Here is an 18,410-nt window from a genome sequence, read left to right as displayed (position 1 = left end):
GCCGACGGCGATCGCCTGACGCTCCCGGAGCCGGGGCCACAGCAGCGCGAGGAATGCGGCGGCGGCCGCCGCGTCGAGCCCCCAGGCCTTCGGGTCGCCGAGCACGTCCCCGAGCAGGGCGCCCGCGAGTGTGGTGAGGTTCCAGCCGACGAGCACTCCGAGGCCGGTGAGCCAGAATCCCAGCCGACGCAGCTGGGGCGTCTCCTGAGAGATCGCGACGGCCGTCGACTCGTCGATGGTGACGTGCGCGGCGGCCGCCCGGCGCCAGAAGCCGTCGCCGATGATCGACGACATGCGCATGCCGTAGGCGACGTTGCGCACACCGAGCAGCGCGGCGGAGGCGACCGCCGAGGGCAGAGCAGCGATGCCGCCCGCGCCGAACACGCCGATGAAGGCGAACTGCGACCCGCCGGTGAACATCAGCAGGCTCAGCACGCAGGTCTGCCAGACGTCGAGACCGGATGCCACCGACAGGGCGCCGAACGAGATTCCGTACGCGCTGGTCGCGACCGCGACGCCGAGGCCCTCGCGCCACACTTCCCGGAGGGCGTGATCCTGCTCGCGTGTTCGCTCTGCTGAACGCATGAACATCATTCTGAACACGTCATCCTGTTCAGTCAAATCGAACGATCGTTTGCAATACTGAACGCATGGATCTGCGTGAACGACTCGCTCTCTCCCTGCGCCGCGAGCGGGAGGGCGCCGGCCTGTCGGTCTCGGAGCTGGCCCGCCGCGCGAGCGTCTCCAAGGCGACCGTCTCGCAGCTCGAGAGCGGTTCGGGAAACCCCAGCGTCGAGACGCTGTGGGCCATCGGCGACGCACTCGGCGTGCCGTTCGCGACTCTCGTCGACGACCGTGCGCCGGCGGCGCGGCTCATCCGTGTCGGAGATCACGCCGGGGTGCCCTCGGCGGCATCCCCCTATCTCGCCACGCTACTGTCGGCAGCCGCCCCCGGCACTCGGCGCGACATCTACCTCATCCAGGCCGAGCCGGGCGAGCCGAGGCGCTCACTGCCGCACCACGCCGGCACGACCGAGCACGTCGTGCTGATCAACGGCGAGGCGCTGGTCGGGCCGGACGACGCGCCCGAGCTGCTGCACCCCGGCGACTACCTGTCGTACGCGGGCGACGCGCCGCACATCTTCGAGGCGCGCAGTCCCGGCACCAGCGCGGTGCTGGTGTCGGAGCTGCGCTGACCCGCCGCGTCAGCGGCTCAGTACCAGTTCATCGCCTGCGAGTGACCCCAGGCCGAGCACGGCGAGCCGTACACGCTGTCGATGTAGCCGAGGCCCCAGGCGATCTGCGTCGCCGCGTTCGTGCGCCAGTCTGCACCGGCCGACGCCATCTTGCTGCCGGGCAGCGACTGCGGGATGCCCGTGGCCCCGCCGTTGGAGTTGTAGGCCTGGTAGTTCCAGCCGGACTCCTTGGTCCACAGCTTCGCGAGGCACGAGAACTCGCCCTCGCCCCAGCCGTAGCGCTCGGCCGCCATGGCACGCGCGGTCGCCTTCGCGCCCTCGGGGGTGTTGGCCGCGGCCAGACGCGCCTGCTCCTCGGCTGCTCGCCGTGCCGCCTCCTCGGCGGCGATGCGCTCAGCTTCAGCCTTCGCGCGGGCGGCCTCCTCGGCCACGCGGACGGCCTCGGCTTCCTTCCCCGCGGTCAGCGCGTTCTGCAGCTCGGCGGTCTCCGACTGCACGATGGTGGTGCCGCGCACGACGTCGGCGGTGAGATCGGCGACCTCCTCGGACGACAGCTGATCGGCCCTGGCGAGACTCTTCACGTCCGCGATCAGGTCGCCGAGGCCGACCTCGGTGTGCTCGGTCGGCAGTGCGAAGTCGACCTGGGCGACCACGTGGTTGAGCGACTCGGCGTTCACCAGGGCGATCTTGCCGTCGTCTGCGGCGTCGGCGGCCTGCTCGAGAGCCTGCTCGGAGGGAACGGCGCCGAGCGCCGCGGGAGCGAAGATCGCGCCGGCGGCAGCGGTGGCCGTCAGCACGGCACCGACCGCGACGGCGATGAGCGGACGGCGCATGCGCGTGTGAGCGGATGCGATGTGTGCGACCCGCTGAGACGCACGCGTGTTCTGGATATCGATCATGGGGTGAGGTTCGACCTTCGGGTTGTCGACGGCCCGGACCCTCACGGGGCGCACTCATGGGAGCGACGTTTCCCGGGCACGAGATACAAGCCTGAGCCCCGCACCTGGACGAAACCCTGCCCGCATCTGGACAGAACGTGCGCGCTTCCCGGGAATGACGCGCCGTCGCGCTCGGGAAAGTATGTTATGCGTTGGTTACCTTCGTGTCCGCAGAACGACGAAGACCCCGGCACCGGGCCGGGGTCTTCGTTCAGTCGAGCAGGTCAGGCGTTGGCATCCTGACGCTTCAGACGCGACGCCTCGCGACCGCGAGTCGTCTGGTCGAGGATCACCTTGCGGATGCGCACCACCTCGGGCGTCACCTCGACGCACTCGTCGTCGCGAGCGAACTCGAGGCTCTCCTCGAGCGAGAGCTCGCGCGGCGGAGTCATCGACTCGAACGTGTCGGCTGTGGCCGAGCGCATGTTGGTGAGCTTCTTCTCCTTGGTGATGTTCACGTCCATGTCGTCGTTGCGGGAGTTCTCACCGATCACCATGCCCTCGTAGACCTCTTGCGTGGGCTTGACGAAGAACGACATGCGCTCCTGCAGCGCGATCATGGCGAACGGCGTCACGACGCCGGAGCGGTCGGCGACGATCGAGCCGTTCTGGCGCGTGGTGATTTGCCCCGCCCACGGCTCGTAGCCGTGCGAGATGCTGTTGGCGATGCCGGTGCCGCGCGTGGTGGTCATGAACTCGGTGCGGAAGCCGATCAGCCCGCGCGCAGGCACGACGAACTCCATGCGCACCCAGCCCGTGCCGTGGTTGGTCATGCCCTCCATGCGGCCCTTGCGATTCGCGAGCAGCTGCGTGATCGCGCCGAGGTACTCCTCGGGGGCGTCGATGGTGAGGTGCTCGAACGGCTCGTGGATCTTGCCGTCGATCTGCCTGGTGACCACCTGCGGCTTGCCGACGGTGAGCTCGAAGCCCTCGCGACGCATGTTCTCGACGAGGATGGCCAGCGCCAGCTCACCGCGTCCCTGCACCTCCCAGGCATCCGGTCGCCCGATGTCGACGACCTTCAGCGACACGTTTCCGATCAGCTCGCGGTCGAGGCGGTCCTTGACCATGCGCGCGGTGAGCTTGTGGCCCTTGACCTTCCCCACCAGCGGCGAGGTGTTCGTGCCGATGGTCATCGAGATGGCCGGGTCGTCGACGTGGATCTGCGGAAGCGGACGCACGTCGTTCGGGTCGGCGATCGTCTCGCCGATCGTGATGTCGGCGAAGCCGGCGATGGCGACGATGTCGCCGGGGCCCGCGGACTCGGCCGGGTAGCGCTCGAGCGCGCGCGTCATCAGCAGCTCGGTGATGCGGGCGCTGCTCGTGGTGCCGTCGGCGCGCACCCAGGCGACGGTCTGGCCCTTCTTCAGCGTGCCGTTGAACACGCGCAGCAGTGCAAGGCGGCCGAGGAACGGGCTGGAGTCCAGGTTGGTGACCCACGCCTGCAGGGGCGCCTCGTCGTCGTACGACGGCGCCGGGATGTGCTTGAGGATCGCCCCGAACAGCGGCTCGAGGTCGTCGTTGTCGGGCAGCTCGCCGTTGGCGGGTCGATTGCGCGAGGCGGCCCCGGCGCGGCCGGACGCATAGACGACGGGCACGTCGAGAAGGGCATCGACATCGAGATCGGGCACGTCGTCGACGAGATCGGATGCCAGGCCCAGCAGCAGGTCCTGCGCCTCGGCCTCGACCTCGGCGATGCGCGCGTCGGGCCGGTCGGTCTTGTTGACCAGGAGGATGACGGGGAGCTTCGCCTCGAGCGCCTTGCGCAGCACGAAGCGGGTCTGCGGCAGCGGGCCCTCGGACGCGTCCACCAGCAGCACGACGCCGTCGACCATCGACAGGCCGCGCTCGACCTCGCCGCCGAAGTCGGCGTGGCCCGGGGTGTCGATGACGTTGATCGTGACAGGCGTCTCGGCGTGGATGCCCTTGTACGTGATCGCGGTGTTCTTCGCGAGGATCGTGATGCCCTTTTCGCGTTCCAGATCACCGGAGTCCATGGAGCGCTCTTCGAGGTGCGCGTGCTCGCCGAACGAGCCGGTCTGGCGCAGCATGGCCTCGACGAGCGTGGTCTTGCCGTGGTCGACGTGTGCGACGATCGCGACGTTTCGGAGGTCGGAGCGGAGGGCGTGCGCCATTCAAGAAGTCCAATGCGGATGGGTGTGGGATGGGATGCCGCGCGTGCCGAATGAACGAGAGCGACGTTCCAGAATAGCGCACGCTCTCTGGACAGTGCCTGACGCGTTCGAATCGCTGAAATGGCGCCGATCAGGGCCCGGATGCCGCCAATTGAGCGATTCGAACGGTGCCATCTACGATCGGGAGGGTGACGGCGACCAGGACGCGGCTGTGGTGGGAGATCGGCATCGTCCTCGCTCTCGGTCTCGGCCAGTCGGCGGTGTACGCCATCGTGCAGCTCGCCTACCGCCTCACCGACTCCACTCCCCTGGCCGATCAGACCGCGACCCTCAACCCGTCGCGCAGCGACCGCGAGGTGTTCGACCTCATCTATCAGCTGCTCTCTATCGGCTTCGGGATCGTGCCGGTGCTGCTGGTCTGCTTCCTGCTCTGGCGGTCGCGCCGGCCGCATCTCGGGATGCTCGGGCTCGACGGCACGAGAACCGCGCGCGACATCGGCTGGGGATTCGGCCTGGTGGCCGCGATCGGCATCCCCGGGCTGGGTCTCTACCTCATCGGCCGTGCACTCGGCTGGTTCGTGGCCGTCGACCCCGCCGGACTCGACGCCCACTGGTGGACGGTGCCGATCCTGGTGCTGTCGGCGGCCCGGGCATCCCTTCAGGAGGAGTTCGTGGTGCTCGGGTACCTGTTCGCCAGGCTTCGGCAGCTCGGCTGGGGCGTCTGGCCGATCATCGTCGCGACCAGCGTGCTGCGCGCGACCTACCACCTGTACCAGGGCCCCGGGGCCTTCATCGGCAACCTCGCGATGGGGCTGCTGTTCGGCTGGCTGTTCGCCCGCACCGGGCGCCTGCTGCCGTTCCTCGTCGCGCACTTCGCGATCGACGCGCTCGTCTTCGTCGGCTACCCGTGGGCTGCCGCGACGTGGCCCGCCCTGTTCGGCCTGCCTGGCTGAGCGATCAGCTCAGCCGCTGGTGACCAGAACGGCCACCACGGCCCAGGCGACGATCACGAGCAGGGCGACGATCGCGGGGATGTCCCATCCGCGCCGCACGGGCGGCACCGGTGCGACGGGCGCGGCGTTCGCCTTCGCCTTGCGCAGCGCCGCGACGGCATCATCGGCGCGCCCGTTCGCATCCTCTTTGGTGCGGCCCGGACCGAGCCGCTGCGGGCGGCGCGCAGCCGGCCCGCCGAAGCAGGTCAGCAGCCGACCGTCGTCGAGAGTGATCTCGATCTGCCAGCGCATCCGGATCTGCTGCACCCGCGCCCAGGGCGCGAAGGTGGTGCGCAGCAGGTTCTGCACCACCACGCCCTCCGCCGTCGCGCGCACCCGGGATGCCACGCCGAGCACGTACACGGCCCACAGGACGAGCAAGGGCCACGGAGCCAGCAGCACCGCCGTGATCGCATCCGCGCGCAGCGCGGCGTCGATCAGCAGCACCGCCGAGAGGATCGAGCAGATCACCAGCAGCGCCACCCCGCCCCGGTTGCGGAGCGAGGTGGCGCCGGCTGGTGTCGCGGGCTCGGATGTCACAGACCGACGCCGCCCAGCGGCAGCGACGCGCCGGGGATGGCATCGAGCAGGCGACGTGTGTACTCCTCCTGCGGGCTGGAGAAGATCGAGTCCACCGTGCCCTGCTCGACGATCCTGCCCTTCTCCATGACGCAGACGAGGTCGGCGGCCACGCGCACGACGGCGAGGTCGTGCGTGATGAACAGGTAGGTCAGCCCGAGGTCGTTCTGCAGGTCCGACAGCAGGTGCAGGATCTGGTCCTGCACGAGCACGTCGAGCGCCGAGACCGCCTCGTCGAGCACGACGATGTCGGGCTTGAGGGCCAGTGCACGGGCGATCGCCACGCGCTGGCGCTGACCGCCGGACAGCTCGTTCGGGTACCGCTCGGCCAGCTCACGCGGCAGCGAGACCTGGTCGAGCAGTTCGAGGGAGCGCTTGTGCTGCTCGTCGTGCGTGCCGATGCCGTGCACCCGCAGCGGCTCGCTGATGAGGTTGCCGATGCTGCGCAGCGGGTCGAGCGATCCGTAGGGATCCTGGAAGACCGGCTGCATACGCCGGCGCAGCTTGAAGACCTCGGCACGCGACATGGTGCTCGTCGCCTCGCCGTCGATGAGGATCTCACCGTCGGTGGGCTTCTCGAGCTGCAGCAACATCTTGGCGACCGTCGACTTGCCCGATCCCGACTCGCCCACCAGCGCCAGCGTCTTGCCCCGCGGGATGGAGAAGGACACGCCGTCCACGGCGAGGAACTTCTCGCTGCGCAGACCACCGCTGCGGATTGAGTACTGCTTGGCGAGGTCGCGAACCTCCACCACGGCGGGCGCTGTGCTCACCGGCTCCGCCTCGCGGGTCGACACGGCGCCGATCCGCTTCGAGGCGAGGCTGGGCGCCGCAGCGACCAGGCGCTGCGTGTACGGGTGCTGGGGCCGCGAGAGGATCTCGGCGCTGGGGCCGGCCTCGACGATCTCGCCCTGGTTCATCACGATGATCCGGTCTGCCCGGTCACCGGCCAGACCCAGGTCGTGCGTGATCAGCAGCACCGAGGTGCCGCGCTCGCTGGTCAGGCTCGCCAGGTGATCGAGGATCACCCGCTGCACCGTCACGTCGAGCGCGCTGGTGGGCTCGTCGGCGATCAGCAGCTGAGGATCGGCGGCGAGGCCGATGCCGATCAGCGCACGCTGTCGCATGCCCCCCGAGAACTGATGCGGGAACTGGTGCATGCGTCGCGCCGCGTCGGCGAGACCCGCCTGCTGCAGCACCTCGACCGCACGGTCATGCACCTCCTGGCGGCCCTGGGCGAGGCCGTTCGCGCGCACGGCCTCCTTGACCTGGAAGCCGATCGACCACACGGGGTTGAGGTTTGACATCGGGTCCTGAGGGACGTAGCCGATCTCACGGCCCCGGATGTGCTCGAGCTCGGCCCGCTTCGCGGTCGTGAGCTCGCGCCCGTCGAGGGTGATGCTGCCGCCGGTGACGTGCCCGGTGCCGGGGAGCAGGCCGATGATGGCCGCAGCGGTCGTGGACTTGCCCGATCCGGACTCCCCCACGATCGCCAGCGTCTCGCCGGCCATCATGTCGAAGCTCACGCCGTGCAGCACTTCGCGGATCTTCTTTCCGCTGCGGAACGCGACGCGCAGGTCGCGCACTCTGAGCAGAGGTTCGGTCATCGCTGAGCCCTCGCCTTCGGGTCGACGGCGTCGCGCAGGAGCTCGCCGAGCGTGACGAACGCCAGCACGGTGATGGTCAGGGCCAGCGACGGCCAGAACAGCGCCATCGGCGCGGTGCGGATGTTGGTCTGAGCCTGGCTGATGTCCAGACCCCATGACATGGTGCCGCTCAGCCCGACGCCGAGGAACGACAGCGTCGCCTCGGCGACGATGGCGCCCGCGAGCGCCAGCGTGGCGACGACGATGACGGGAGCCATCGCATTGGGAAGCACGTGCACGAGCAGCGTCTTGAACTTCGACATGCCGATCGACTCGGCGCCCATCACGAAGTCCGCCTGTTTCACCCGCAGCACCTCGGCGCGCATGATGCGCGCCGTCGACGCCCAGGCGAAGCCGCCGATCGCGAAGGCCAGCACGATCTCGTTGCGCTGCGGCAGCACCGACATCACCACGATCGCGGCGATGATGTACGGGATCGTGAAGAAGATGTCGCCCACGCGCGAGAGCACCGAATCGAGCCAGCCGCCATAGAAGCCGGCCAGCGCTCCCATGACGATGCCCACGACGGTGCTGATCACGGTCGCCAGCGCTCCGACGATGAGCGAGGTGCGGGTGCCCCAGATCACGCGCGAGTACACATCGCAGCCCTGGCGGGTGAAGCCGAGCGGATGCCCGGACTCGGGCCCCTTGTTGCTCTTGGTAAGCACGCAGCCGTCGGCCGGAGGCACGTTGGTGAACAGGCTCGGCGCGAGTGCGACGACGATCACCAGCAGAACGAAGGCGGCCGAGATCCAGAACAGCGGACGACGGCGCAGGTCGCGCCACGCGTCGAGCCACAGGTTGCTGGGCTTGGCATCGATGCGCACGACGTCGACGGGCACCGACATGGTGTCCGCGGGCGCGACGTAGTGGCCGCGGTCGAGGTCAGGTCGAGACATAGCGGATCCTCGGGTCGAGCAGGCCGTAGATGAGATCCACGACGAGGTTGATGAGCACGTACACGACGACGAACACCGTCACGAACGACACGACGGTCGGGTTCTCACCGCGGATGATCGCCTGGTAGAGGGTGTTGCCGACGCCGGGCACGTTGAAGATGCCCTCGGTCACCGTCGCACCCACCATGAGGACGCCGAACACGGTCCCGAGGTCGGTGACCATCGGGATGAGGGAGTTACGCAGCACGTGCACGGGGATGACGCGGCTGCGCGACAGTCCCTTGCTGTACGCCGTGCGCACCCAGTCCTGACCGAGGGTCTCGATCGTGGACGCACGGGTCAGCCGCATGCTGGTGGCGTAGACGCTGAAGCCCAGCACGATGGCCGGCAGCCAGAGATCACCCCAGTCGTTGCGCGCACCCACCGTGGGTCGGAACCAGCCGAGCTGCACGGCGAGGAAGTACTGCGCGAGGAACGACAGCACGAAGATCGGCACGGCGATGAAGATCAGCGCCAGCACGAGCATCGAGTTGTCGAACGCGCCGCCCTTGTCGAGGGCGGAGAACAGGCCGATGATGATCGCGAGCACGAACGCGATGGCGACCGCCATGACCGCGAGGCGCAGCGTGATCGGGAACGTGCGCGCCAGGATGTCGGAGACGGACTGGCCCGAGAAGCTCGTGCCGAAGTCGAGCCGGAAGATGCCGGCGATGTAGTAGCCGTACTGCACGAGGAACGGCTCATCGAGGTGGTACTCGGCGCGAAGCCGCTCGAGCACCGCCGGGTTCGGCTGCTTGTCGCCGAACAGTCCGGCGATCGGGTCGCCGGGCATGGCGAAGACCATGAAGTAGATCAGCAGGGTGGCTCCGAAGAACACGGGGATCGCCTGCAGGATTCGTCTGAGGATGTAAAAGGCCACCCTCGACCTCCCTTCGGGTACGGGGCGCGGATCACACGCCTCGAGGGCAAAGATAACGAGGCGGTGGTGCGAGCACCACCGCCTCGTTGCGAAGGGTTACTCCGCCTTCTTCTTCTCGATCTGCGAGAAGAGCGGAACGGAGTTCCAGCCGAACTTCACATTGTCGACGTTCTCGCCGTAGCCGCCGACGACGTTCGAGTACCACAGGGGCATGGCGGGAAGATCCTGGAGGAGGACCTCCTGAGCCTGCTGGTACAGCTTGTTCGCCGCCTTCGGGTCGGTCTCCGAGACGCCCTCCGACAGCAGCTTGTCGAACTCGGGGTTCGAGTAGTCACCGTCGTTGGAGCCCGCGTTGGTCGCGTACAGCGGTCCGAGGAAGTTGTACAGACCCGGGTAGTCGGCCTGCCATCCGGTGCGGAAGGCGGTCTCGATCGTGCGGTCGGTGACCTTGGTGCGCAGCTCCTTGAAGGTCGGGTAAGGTGCGCCCGATGCGTCGATGCCGAGCGTGTTCTTGATCGAGTTCACGGTCGCGTCGACCCAGGCCTGGTGGCCGCCGTCGGCGTTGTACGCGATCTGGAAGGTGCCGCTCCACGGGCTGATCTTGTCGGCCTCGGCCCACAGCTCCTTGGCCTTCTTCTCGTTGAAGTCGAGAACCTCAGCGCCCTTGAGCTCGTCGCTCCACCCGTCGATGACCGGCGAGGTGAAGTCGCTGGCCGGGGTGCGGGTGCCCTGGAAGATCACATCGGTGATCTCCTTGCGGTTGATCGACATCGACAGAGCCTGACGACGCAGCTTGCCCTCTTCGCCGCCGAAGTGCGCGAGGCGCTCGGGGATGGTGAAGGACTGGAAGATGGCCGCCGGCTGGTTGACCGCGCGGTCGCCCAGGTCGGACTCGTAGTTGCCGAAGGCCGAGTCCGGGATGGCGTCGAGGACGTCGAGCTCGTCGGCGAGCAGGTCGTTGTACGCGGCGTCCTGCGTGGCGTAGAAGACGATCTCGAGACCGCCGTTCATCGCCTTGTTCGGGCCATCGTAGTCGGGGTTCTTGACGAGGTTGATGCCCACGTCGTGCTTCCAGGAGCCCTCACCGTCGAGCTTGTAGGGGCCGTTGCCGATCGGGTTCTCGCCGAAGGCCTCCATGTCCTCGAACGCGACGTCGGGGAGCGGGAAGTACGCCGAGTAGCCGAGGCGCTGCGCGAAGTCGGCGGCCGGCTTGTTGAGCTTGATCGTGAAGGTGTGGTCGTCGACCTGCTTCAGACCGGTCAGCTCGGAGTCCTCGTCGTAGCTGAAGCCCTCGATGTCCTCGAAGAAGTAGCTGGAGAGCTGCTCGTTCGATGCGAGCGCGCCGTAGTTCCACGCCTTGATGAAGTTGTCGGCGGTGACCTCTTCACCGTCGGTGAACTTCAGGCCCTTGCGCAGCTTGACGGTGAGGTTCTGCGGGTCGTCGACGGAGATGTCTTCGGCGACGTCGTTGAACACCTTGCCGTCGGCCTCGTAGCCGATGAGTCCGGCGAAGATCGCGTCGAGGATCTTGCCACCACCGGTCTCGTTGGTGTTGGTCGGGATCAGCGGGTTCTGAGGTTCAGAGCCGTTGACCTTGATGATCGCGGACGCATCGGCGCTCGAGGAGCCCTTGTCTGCGTCGGGCTTATCGCCGCTGCTTGCGCAGCCGGAGAGTGCCAGGGCACTCGCCGCGAGCAGCGCAATGCCCGCGAGGGTGATCTTGTTGTGCTTCACAGTGTCCTCCTGTGGACCGGGACAAGCACGCGCTCGACACCGAACGCGCTCACGTTCGATCCTAGGTCCCGCCGGGGATGGCGCCAGCACGCCCCCATAACTGTTATGCACCCTTAACCGAATCACCCCCGCCGCGATTGCGACGGGGGTGATCTCGCGAGCCGGCTCTCAGGCGAACGCCTCGATGGGCGGGCAGGCGCACACGAGGTTGCGGTCGCCGTAGGCCTGATCGATGCGCCGCACCGGCGGCCAGTACTTCGCGGCGATCAGCGCGCGCACCGGGTACGCGGCCACTTCGCGCGGGTAGGCGTGCTGCCACTCCCCCGCGATGAGGGATGCCGCGGTGTGCGGCGCGTTCACGAGCGGGTTGTCGTCGGCGGGCCAGGCGCCGGCGGCCACGGCATCCGCCTCCGTCTTGATCTGGATCATCGCCTCGATGAAGCGATCGACCTCGGCGATGTCCTCGGACTCGGTCGGCTCGACCATCAGCGTCCCAGCGACGGGGAACGACATCGTCGGCGCGTGGAATCCGTAGTCGATCAGGCGCTTCGCGACGTCGTCGACCGTGATTCCGGTCGCCTCCCGCAGCGGGCGAAGGTCGAGGATGCACTCGTGCGCGACCCGGTCGTTCTTGCCGGTGTACAGCACCGGGTAGTGGTCGCGCAGACGGTGGGCGATGTAGTTCGCCGACAGCACCGCCGCTGCGGTGGCGCTGCGCAGGCCCTCGGCGCCCATCATCCGCACGTACGCCCACGAAATCGGCAGGACACCGGCCGACCCGTACGGCGCACCCGAGACCGGGCCGCCGTCGAACACGTAGCCGCCGGCGTGCTCGCTCTTCTGCGCCTGCGGGTGGCCGGGCAGGTAGGGCGCGAGGTGCGCCTTGGCCGCCACCGGGCCGATGCCGGGCCCGCCGCCACCGTGCGGGATGGCGAAGGTCTTGTGCAGGTTGAGGTGCGACACGTCGCCGCCGAGGTCGCCGAATCGCGCGTAGCCGAGCAGCGCGTTGAGGTTCGCACCGTCGACGTACACCTGGCCGCCCGCGTCGTGCACGGCGGAGGTGATGTCGACCACCTGCTGCTCGTACACGCCGTGCGTCGACGGATAGGTGATCATCAGCGCCGACAGCGCGTCGGAGTGCTGGGCGACCTTAGCGCGCAGGTCGTCGAGGTCGACGTTGCCGAACTCGTCGGTGGCCACGACGACGACCTTCATGCCGGCGAGCACCGCCGACGCCGCGTTCGTGCCGTGGGCCGAGCTCGGGATGAGGCAGACATCGCGGTGCGCGTCGCCGTTCGCGAGGTGGTAGCCGCGGATCGCCAGGAGCCCTGCCAGCTCGCCCTGCGAGCCGGCGTTCGGCTGCAGCGAGACGGCGTCGTATCCGGTGACCTCGGCGAGCCACGCCTCGAGCTGGTCGATCATCGCGAGCGAGCCCTCGACGTCCTCCGCCGGGGCGAAGGGGTGCAGCTGGGCGAACTCCGGCCACGTGATGGCCGCCATCTCGGTCGCCGCGTTGAGCTTCATCGTGCACGAGCCCAACGGGATCATGCCCCGATCGAGCGCGTAGTCGCGGTCGGCGAGCTGCTTGAGGTAGCGCATCATGGCCGTCTCGGACCGGTGCGCGTGGAAGACGGGGTGCGTGAGGTACTCGTCGTCGCGCTGCAGCCCCTCGGGCAGCGCGTCGTCGCCGAGCATGAACCCGAAGACGCGCTCCTGCCTGCCGCCGAACAGCACCGCCACACGGTGCAGGTCGGTGAACGTGGTGGTCTCGTCGACCGAGATGCCGACGGTGTCGGCATCCACCAGGCGGAGCAGGATGCCCTGGGCGTGCGCCTTCGTGACGACAGCTTCGGCAGCACCGGGGGCCCGCACGGTGATCGTGTCGAAGAACGCGTCGTGCACGATCTCGGCGCCGGCTTCGACGAGCCAGTCGCGCAGCACGGTCGCCTTGCCGGCGACCTCGGCCGCGATCGCACGCAGGCCGTCGGGACCGTGGTAGACCGCGTACATCGAGGCCATCACGGCCAGCAGCACCTGCGCGGTGCAGATGTTCGACGTGGCCTTCTCGCGGCGGATGTGCTGCTCGCGCGTCTGCAGAGAGAGGCGGTAGGCCGGGTAGCCGGACGCGTCGACCGAGACGCCGACGAGGCGGCCGGGGAGCTGGCGTTCGAGGCCGGCGCGCACCGCCATGTAGCCGGCGTGCGGTCCGCCGAAGCCCATCGGCACGCCGAAGCGCTGGGTCGTGCCCACGCCGACGTCAGCGCCGAGCGAGCCCGGTGAGCGCAGCAGCGTGAGGGCGAGCAGGTCGGCCGCCGCCACGACGATGCCCTTCGCCAGGTGCGCGGCGTCGATCACGGCGCTCGGGTCCCACACACGGCCCGAAGCGCCCGGGTACTGCACGAGCACGCCGAACAGCTCGTCGGGAAGCTGCTCGCCTCCGGCGAGGTCGCGCTCGACGAGCTCGATGCCCACGGCATCCGCCCGGGTGCGCAGCAGCGCCTTGGTCTGCGGAAGCGCGTCGGCGTCGACGACGAAGACGTTCGACTTCGACTTCGACGCGCGTCGTGCCAGCAGCATGCCCTCGGCGACGGCGGTCGACTCGTCGAGCATCGACGCGTTCGCGGTCGACAGGCCGGTGAGGTCGGCGACCATCGTCTGGAAGTTGATCAGCGCCTCGAGGCGGCCCTGCGAGATCTCCGGCTGGTAGGGCGTGTAGGCCGTGTACCAGGACGGGTTCTCGAGCACGTTGCGCTGGATCACCGACGGGGTGAGCGTGCCGTAATAGCCCAGGCCGATCATCGGGCGGTTCACCGTGTTGCGGCCGGCGAGTGCGCGCAGCTCGTCGAGCGCCTCCGCCTCGCTGGCCGCGGCCGGGATGCTCGATTCCTCGGAAGGGCCGGTGAAGATGGATGCCGGCACCGCCTGGCGCATGAGCGTCTCGATCGGCTCGTCGGCGCTCGGGTCGAGCGGAGCGGAGGGATCGATGCCGAGGGTGCGGAGCATGTGCGCGCTCGCCTCGAAGGTGACGCCGATATGGCGATCAGCGAACGAGACCACTCTCACGCCTCCGTGTGCGCCACGTAGGCGTCGCGGTCGAGCAGCCCGTCGAGCGCGCCGTCGGCGACCTCGACCTTGATCAGCCACGCGTCGCCGAAGGGTGCGGAGTTCAGCAGCGCGGGGTCGTCGACGACCGCGTCGTTGATCTCGACGACCGTGCCGGTGACGGGTGCGTACAGCTCGGAGACCGACTTGGTCGACTCCGCCTCGCCGAACACATCGCCGCGGGTCAGCTCAGCGCCGACCTCGGGCAGCTCGACGAACACGATGTCGCCGAGCGCGTCAGCGGCGAAGTCGGTGATCCCGATCGTCGCCGTGGCGCCGTCGAGGGCGACCCACTCGTGCTCTTCGCTGTACTTGAGGGTGGTGAGATCGGTCATTTCTTCCTCCGGTAGAAAGGCAGGGCGGTGCGGGTGGCGGGGATCTTCGTCCCCCGGACGTCGAGGAACAGGTCGGCTGCGTCTTCGGCGTGGATGGGATCGATGTAGGCCATCGCGATCGGGTGGCCGAGCGTGGGGCTGAGGGCCCCGCTGGTGACCTCGCCGACGACGGTGCCGTCGTCGAGCACGACGGGATACCCCGCACGTCCTGCGCGACGCCCCTCGGCGGTCAGACCGATGAGCACGCGCGCATCAGCGGCCGGCTCGACCGCGTCCTTGCCGACGAAGCGCTCCTTGTCGGCCACGACGACGCGGCCGAGACCCGCCTGCGCTGGTCTGGTCTGGCGGGAGAGCTCGTGGCCGTAGAGCGGCATGCCCGCCTCCAGGCGCAGCGTGTCGCGTGCGGCGAGACCGGCGGGCACGAGACCATGCGATTCGCCCGCCTCGAGCACGGCATCCCAGAGATCTGCGGCGTCTGCGGCCGAGACGAGCAGCTCGAAGCCATCCTCACCGGTGTACCCGGTGCGGGCCAGCAGAAGCGGCTTGCCGGCGAAGGTCGCGCTCGCCCACGAGTAGTACTTCTGCTCCGCCCACGGAACGCTGAGCTCGTCGATGCCGGCGACCTCGGTGAGGATCCGCTCGGAAGCCGGCCCCTGCACGGCGATCAGCGCGAAGTCGTCGGAGACGTCCTCGACCGTGACGGCGTGCCCTCCGGCGACGAATCCGAACGAGCCGTCCTCGCCGATCGCATCCGCGGTCGCGGCGAACTCGACAGGACGGATCCGCGCCTCCAGCGCCTCGCGCACGGCATCCCTGTTGCCGGCGTTCGAGATGATGAGGAAGCGCTGATCGCCCATCCGGTAGACGATGACGTCATCGATGATGCCGCCGTCCTCGGCCAGCAGCAGCGAGTACTTCGCCTTGCCGACGGCCATGGCCGAGAGGCGGCCCGCCAGGCAGTAGTCGAGGTAGTCGGCGGCAGCAGGACCGTCGACGAGGAACTCGGCCATGTGCGAGATGTCGAAGACCCCGGCGGCCTCACGGACGGCGTGATGCTCGGCGAGGTCCGACGTGTAGCGGACGGGCATCTGCCAGCCGCCGAAGTCGGTGAAAGACGCGCCGAGCGCCTCATGGCGTTCGCGCAGCGGGGTGTCTCTGCTGGTCGACGGCACGCTCTCGCGCGGCGCGATGGGTTCGGTCATGGAGTTCTCCCGGTCAGGATCGGGTAGGACGACGTCGTCGGCATCCTCGGAACTCCCCCTCTGTCATCGGGCCTGAGAGCTTCGCCATCGCCACCGGCTCGAGGAGCTGATGGGCGAGGGCTTTCACCGTCGGCGGATGCGTGAGCATCTCTTTTCAGAGCGGCCGGACCGGGGCGGTAGGGGTACCTGAGAGATTGGCGGGGAGGCTTGCTCCTTCGGTGCCCGATCGCGTTCATCGGGCTCTCCCGCACGGGTCATGCGGCCTGTGTTCGATTAGGCCTCCCAGCATACCGTCTAGGCTCGTCGATGTGAGTGGCACGACCGGCGACAGGGACGCGATCGGCGTCGCCGTGTCGACGGTGATCTTCTCGCTGCGCAGCGCCGATGAGGGCGAGCAGCTCATGCTCCCGCTCGTGCGCCGCACGCGCGAGCCGCAACTCGGCTGGTGGGCGCTGCCCGGCGGGTGGCTGGATCCGGCGGAGGACCTGGATGCCGCGGCATCCCGCACCCTCGCCGAGACCACCGCCCTGCAGCCGAGCTACCTCGAGCAGCTGTACACCTTCGGCGACGTGGACCGCTCGCCCTCGCGCACCATCTCGATCGTGTACTGGGCGCTGCTGCGCTCCGACCTCGTCGACGCGCAGCGTGCGCAGGCGGGCGCGCCCGAGAACGTCGAATGGTTCGATGTCGACGAGCTGCCCCCACTCGCCTTCGACCACAACCGCATCGCCGAGTACGCGCTGTGGCGGCTGCGCAACAAGGTCGCCTACAGTCGCATCGCCGCGGGACTGTTGCCCGACGAGTTCACCCTCACCGAGCTGCGCGAAGTCTACGAGGCGGTGCTCGGGCAGCGTCTCGATCCGTCGAACTTCCGCCGTCTGCTCGAAGGATCGGACGAGCTCGTGCCGACCGAGTCGTTCCGCACGGGCAAGCACCGCCCCGCACGCCTGTACCGCTACGTTGCGCACGCCTGAACACCGCGGTGCGGGCGACGCGCCGACGTCTGATTGCACTTCAGGTCGGATCGACCTAACCTGATTCGCGGACAGTAAATGTCACAGCGACCAGAAGGCGATCCCGCATGTCTCCCCTCCGCACCATCGACCCGTCCGTCGACCACGCTCTGCAGGCGATCGTCGCCGGCGCCTCGCTCGATCCGACGTGCAGCACCGACCTCGCCGCAGGGCCCTGGGACTTCGACTCCCGACCCGGGTACGGCCCGGGATCGTCGATGGGCGACGTCATCCCGGTCGGAGCCCCGCGCCAGGGCGAGCTGCCCGCCGCCTACCGGGAGGCCGGGGAGGACGAGCTCGACGCGCGCATCCGCGCGGCGAAGCAGGCCCTCGGCGATCGTGTCGTCGTGCTCGGCCACTTCTACCAGCGCGAGGAGGTCGTGCGGCACGCCGACTACGTGGGCGACTCGTTCCAGCTCGCGAACGCGGCTCTCGAGCATCCGGATGCCGAGGCGATCGTCTTCTGCGGCGTGCACTTCATGGCCGAGACCGCCGACCTGCTCTCCGGCCCCGACCAGTCGGTGATCCTGCCCAACCTCGCCGCCGGATGCTCGATGGCCGACATGGCCGACATCGACCAGGTCGAGGACTGCTGGGAGCAGCTCGCCGACGTGCTCGGGCCGCTCGATGAGCCGGATGCCGGGGGCCTGCTGCCCGTGATCCCGGTGACGTACATGAACTCCTCGGCGGCCATCAAGGGATTCGTCGGCCGGCACGGCGGAATCGTGTGCACGTCGTCGAACGCCGCGACGGTGCTGGAGTGGGCGTTCGCTCGCGGCCGTCGCGTGCTCTTCTTCCCCGATCAGCACCTCGGGCGCAATACCGCGAAAGCGATGGGGGTGTCGCTGGAGCGGATGCCGATGTGGAATCCCCGCCGGCCGCTGGGCGGATCCAGCGCCGACGAGCTGCGCGACGGCCGGGTGATCCTCTGGCACGGCTTCTGCTCGGTGCACCGCCGGTTCACCGTCGACCAGATCGATCAGGCGCGCGCCGAGCACCCCGGCGTGCGGGTCATCGTGCATCCCGAATGCCCGGTCGAAGTCGTCGACGCCGCGGATGAGGCGGGCTCGACCGACTACATCCGCAGGGCGATCGCCGCCGCGACAGAGCCCACCACCTTCGCGATCGGCACCGAGATCAACCTCGTCCGGCGCCTCGCGGCGCAGCATCCGCAGCACGAGATCTTCTGTCTCGACCCGGTCGTCTGCCCCTGCTCGACCATGTACCGCATCCACCCCGGCTACCTCGCCTGGGTGCTGGAAGAGCTCGTCGCCGGCCGTGTGCAGAACCGCGTCCGCGTCGCCGACGACGTCGCGCGACCCGCCAAGGTCGCGCTCGAGCGCATGCTGGCGGCGCGACCGCGATGAACGTGATCGTCGTCGGCGGCGGCATCGCGGGGCTCACGACCGCACTGCGGGCCGATGCGCTCGGTCACCGGGTGACGGTGCTCGTCAAAGGCACGCTCGGCGACGGCTGCACTCCGCACGCACAGGGCGGTATCGCCGGGTCGTACGGGGCGGGCGACTCCGCCGCGCTGCACGCTATCGACACGCTGCAGGCCGGCGAGGGTCACGGCGACGCCCTCGCCATCGCCGCGCTGGTCGACGGGGCGCAGGCGGCGATCGCGGGGCTGATCGACGTCGGCGTCGCCTTCGATCGTGCGGACGACGGCGGGGTCGTCCGCGGACTGGAGGCCGCGGACAGCCGGCCGCGTATCGCG

General features: G+C 68.9%; 16 protein-coding genes and 1 riboswitch. Of the genes, 5 read left to right on the top strand and 11 right to left on the bottom strand.

Annotated features, from left to right (window positions below; genetic code table 11):
• Nucleotides 1-585: AzlC family ABC transporter permease (locus RT309_RS07195; protein WP_313356181.1), on the bottom strand; the 585-nt coding region annotated here is incomplete at its 3' end.
• A 65-nt stretch (nt 586-650) separates the two neighbouring features.
• Between RT309_RS07195 and RT309_RS07190 the strand changes: the two genes are divergently transcribed.
• Nucleotides 651-1,196: an XRE family transcriptional regulator gene (locus tag RT309_RS07190; protein WP_313356180.1), complete on the top strand. Its 546-nt coding sequence runs from the start codon at nt 651-653 to the stop codon at nt 1,194-1,196.
• A gap of 17 nt (nt 1,197-1,213) precedes the next feature.
• Here RT309_RS07190 and RT309_RS07185 read toward each other — a convergent pair whose 3' ends face one another.
• Complete coding sequence (locus RT309_RS07185; protein WP_313356179.1) at nt 1,214-2,095, bottom strand: phospholipase; 882 nt, start codon at nt 2,093-2,095, stop codon at nt 1,214-1,216.
• 263 nt (nt 2,096-2,358) lie between these two features.
• Complete coding sequence (typA, locus tag RT309_RS07180; protein ID WP_313356178.1) at nt 2,359-4,269, bottom strand: translational GTPase TypA; 1,911 nt, start codon at nt 4,267-4,269, stop codon at nt 2,359-2,361.
• A gap of 188 nt (nt 4,270-4,457) precedes the next feature.
• Between typA and RT309_RS07175 the strand changes: the two genes are divergently transcribed.
• The gene (locus RT309_RS07175) at nt 4,458-5,222 is read left to right on the top strand and encodes a CPBP family intramembrane glutamic endopeptidase (RefSeq protein ID WP_290723714.1); all 765 of its coding nucleotides are present in this window, start codon (nt 4,458-4,460) and stop codon (nt 5,220-5,222) included.
• A gap of 9 nt (nt 5,223-5,231) precedes the next feature.
• On the opposite strand, the gene RT309_RS07170 is transcribed toward RT309_RS07175, so the two are convergent.
• The 8 genes from RT309_RS07170 to RT309_RS07135 form a co-directional block, all read right to left on the bottom strand.
• Nucleotides 5,232-5,801 (bottom strand): PH domain-containing protein, encoded by a 570-nt coding sequence (locus tag RT309_RS07170; RefSeq protein WP_290723716.1) that lies wholly within the window; start codon nt 5,799-5,801, stop codon nt 5,232-5,234.
• A complete protein-coding gene (locus RT309_RS07165) occupies nt 5,798-7,447 on the bottom strand; it encodes an ABC transporter ATP-binding protein (protein ID WP_290723719.1) in 1,650 nt (549 codons plus the stop codon). The genes RT309_RS07170 and RT309_RS07165 overlap by 4 nt, the downstream gene beginning before the upstream one ends.
• Complete coding sequence (locus RT309_RS07160; RefSeq protein WP_290723722.1) at nt 7,444-8,385, bottom strand: ABC transporter permease; 942 nt, start codon at nt 8,383-8,385, stop codon at nt 7,444-7,446. The genes RT309_RS07165 and RT309_RS07160 overlap by 4 nt, the downstream gene beginning before the upstream one ends.
• Complete coding sequence (locus tag RT309_RS07155) at nt 8,372-9,304, bottom strand: ABC transporter permease (protein WP_290723725.1); 933 nt, start codon at nt 9,302-9,304, stop codon at nt 8,372-8,374. Before RT309_RS07155 ends, RT309_RS07160 begins: the two co-directional genes overlap by 14 nt.
• A 96-nt stretch (nt 9,305-9,400) precedes the next feature.
• Nucleotides 9,401-11,038, bottom strand: a complete 1,638-nt coding sequence (locus tag RT309_RS07150; protein ID WP_290723727.1) for an ABC transporter substrate-binding protein — start codon at nt 11,036-11,038, stop codon at nt 9,401-9,403.
• A 168-nt stretch (nt 11,039-11,206) separates the two neighbouring features.
• Entirely contained in the window at nt 11,207-14,041 is a 2,835-nt protein-coding gene (gene gcvP / locus RT309_RS07145; RefSeq protein ID WP_396654427.1) for an aminomethyl-transferring glycine dehydrogenase, read from the bottom strand.
• Between the two features lie 56 nt (nt 14,042-14,097).
• Complete coding sequence (gene gcvH / locus RT309_RS07140) at nt 14,098-14,475, bottom strand: glycine cleavage system protein GcvH (RefSeq protein ID WP_191711904.1); 378 nt, start codon at nt 14,473-14,475, stop codon at nt 14,098-14,100.
• The gene (locus RT309_RS07135; RefSeq protein WP_290723737.1) at nt 14,472-15,677 is read right to left on the bottom strand and encodes a glycine cleavage system aminomethyltransferase GcvT; all 1,206 of its coding nucleotides are present in this window, start codon (nt 15,675-15,677) and stop codon (nt 14,472-14,474) included. The genes gcvH and RT309_RS07135 overlap by 4 nt, the downstream gene beginning before the upstream one ends.
• A gap of 164 nt (nt 15,678-15,841) precedes the next feature.
• Nucleotides 15,842-15,935, bottom strand: a riboswitch (glycine riboswitch).
• A gap of 50 nt (nt 15,936-15,985) precedes the next feature.
• Between RT309_RS07135 and RT309_RS07130 the strand changes: the two genes are divergently transcribed.
• The 3 genes from RT309_RS07130 to RT309_RS07120 all read left to right on the top strand — a co-directional run.
• The gene (locus RT309_RS07130) at nt 15,986-16,651 is read left to right on the top strand and encodes an NrtR DNA-binding winged helix domain-containing protein (protein ID WP_290723739.1); all 666 of its coding nucleotides are present in this window, start codon (nt 15,986-15,988) and stop codon (nt 16,649-16,651) included.
• Between the two features lie 107 nt (nt 16,652-16,758).
• Entirely contained in the window at nt 16,759-18,057 is a 1,299-nt protein-coding gene (gene nadA, locus RT309_RS07125) for a quinolinate synthase NadA (RefSeq protein WP_313356177.1), read from the top strand.
• A partial coding sequence (locus tag RT309_RS07120) for an FAD-dependent oxidoreductase (protein WP_313356176.1) occupies nt 18,054-18,410 on the top strand: 357 nt, incomplete at its 3' end. The genes nadA and RT309_RS07120, both read left to right, overlap by 4 nt.

It is taken from the genome of Microbacterium sp. (assembly GCF_032084865.1).
Lineage (GTDB): Bacteria > Actinomycetota > Actinomycetes > Actinomycetales > Microbacteriaceae > Microbacterium.
The sequence above is the reverse complement of the archived record's forward strand: the minus strand, read 5'-3'. Positions and strand labels throughout refer to the sequence as shown.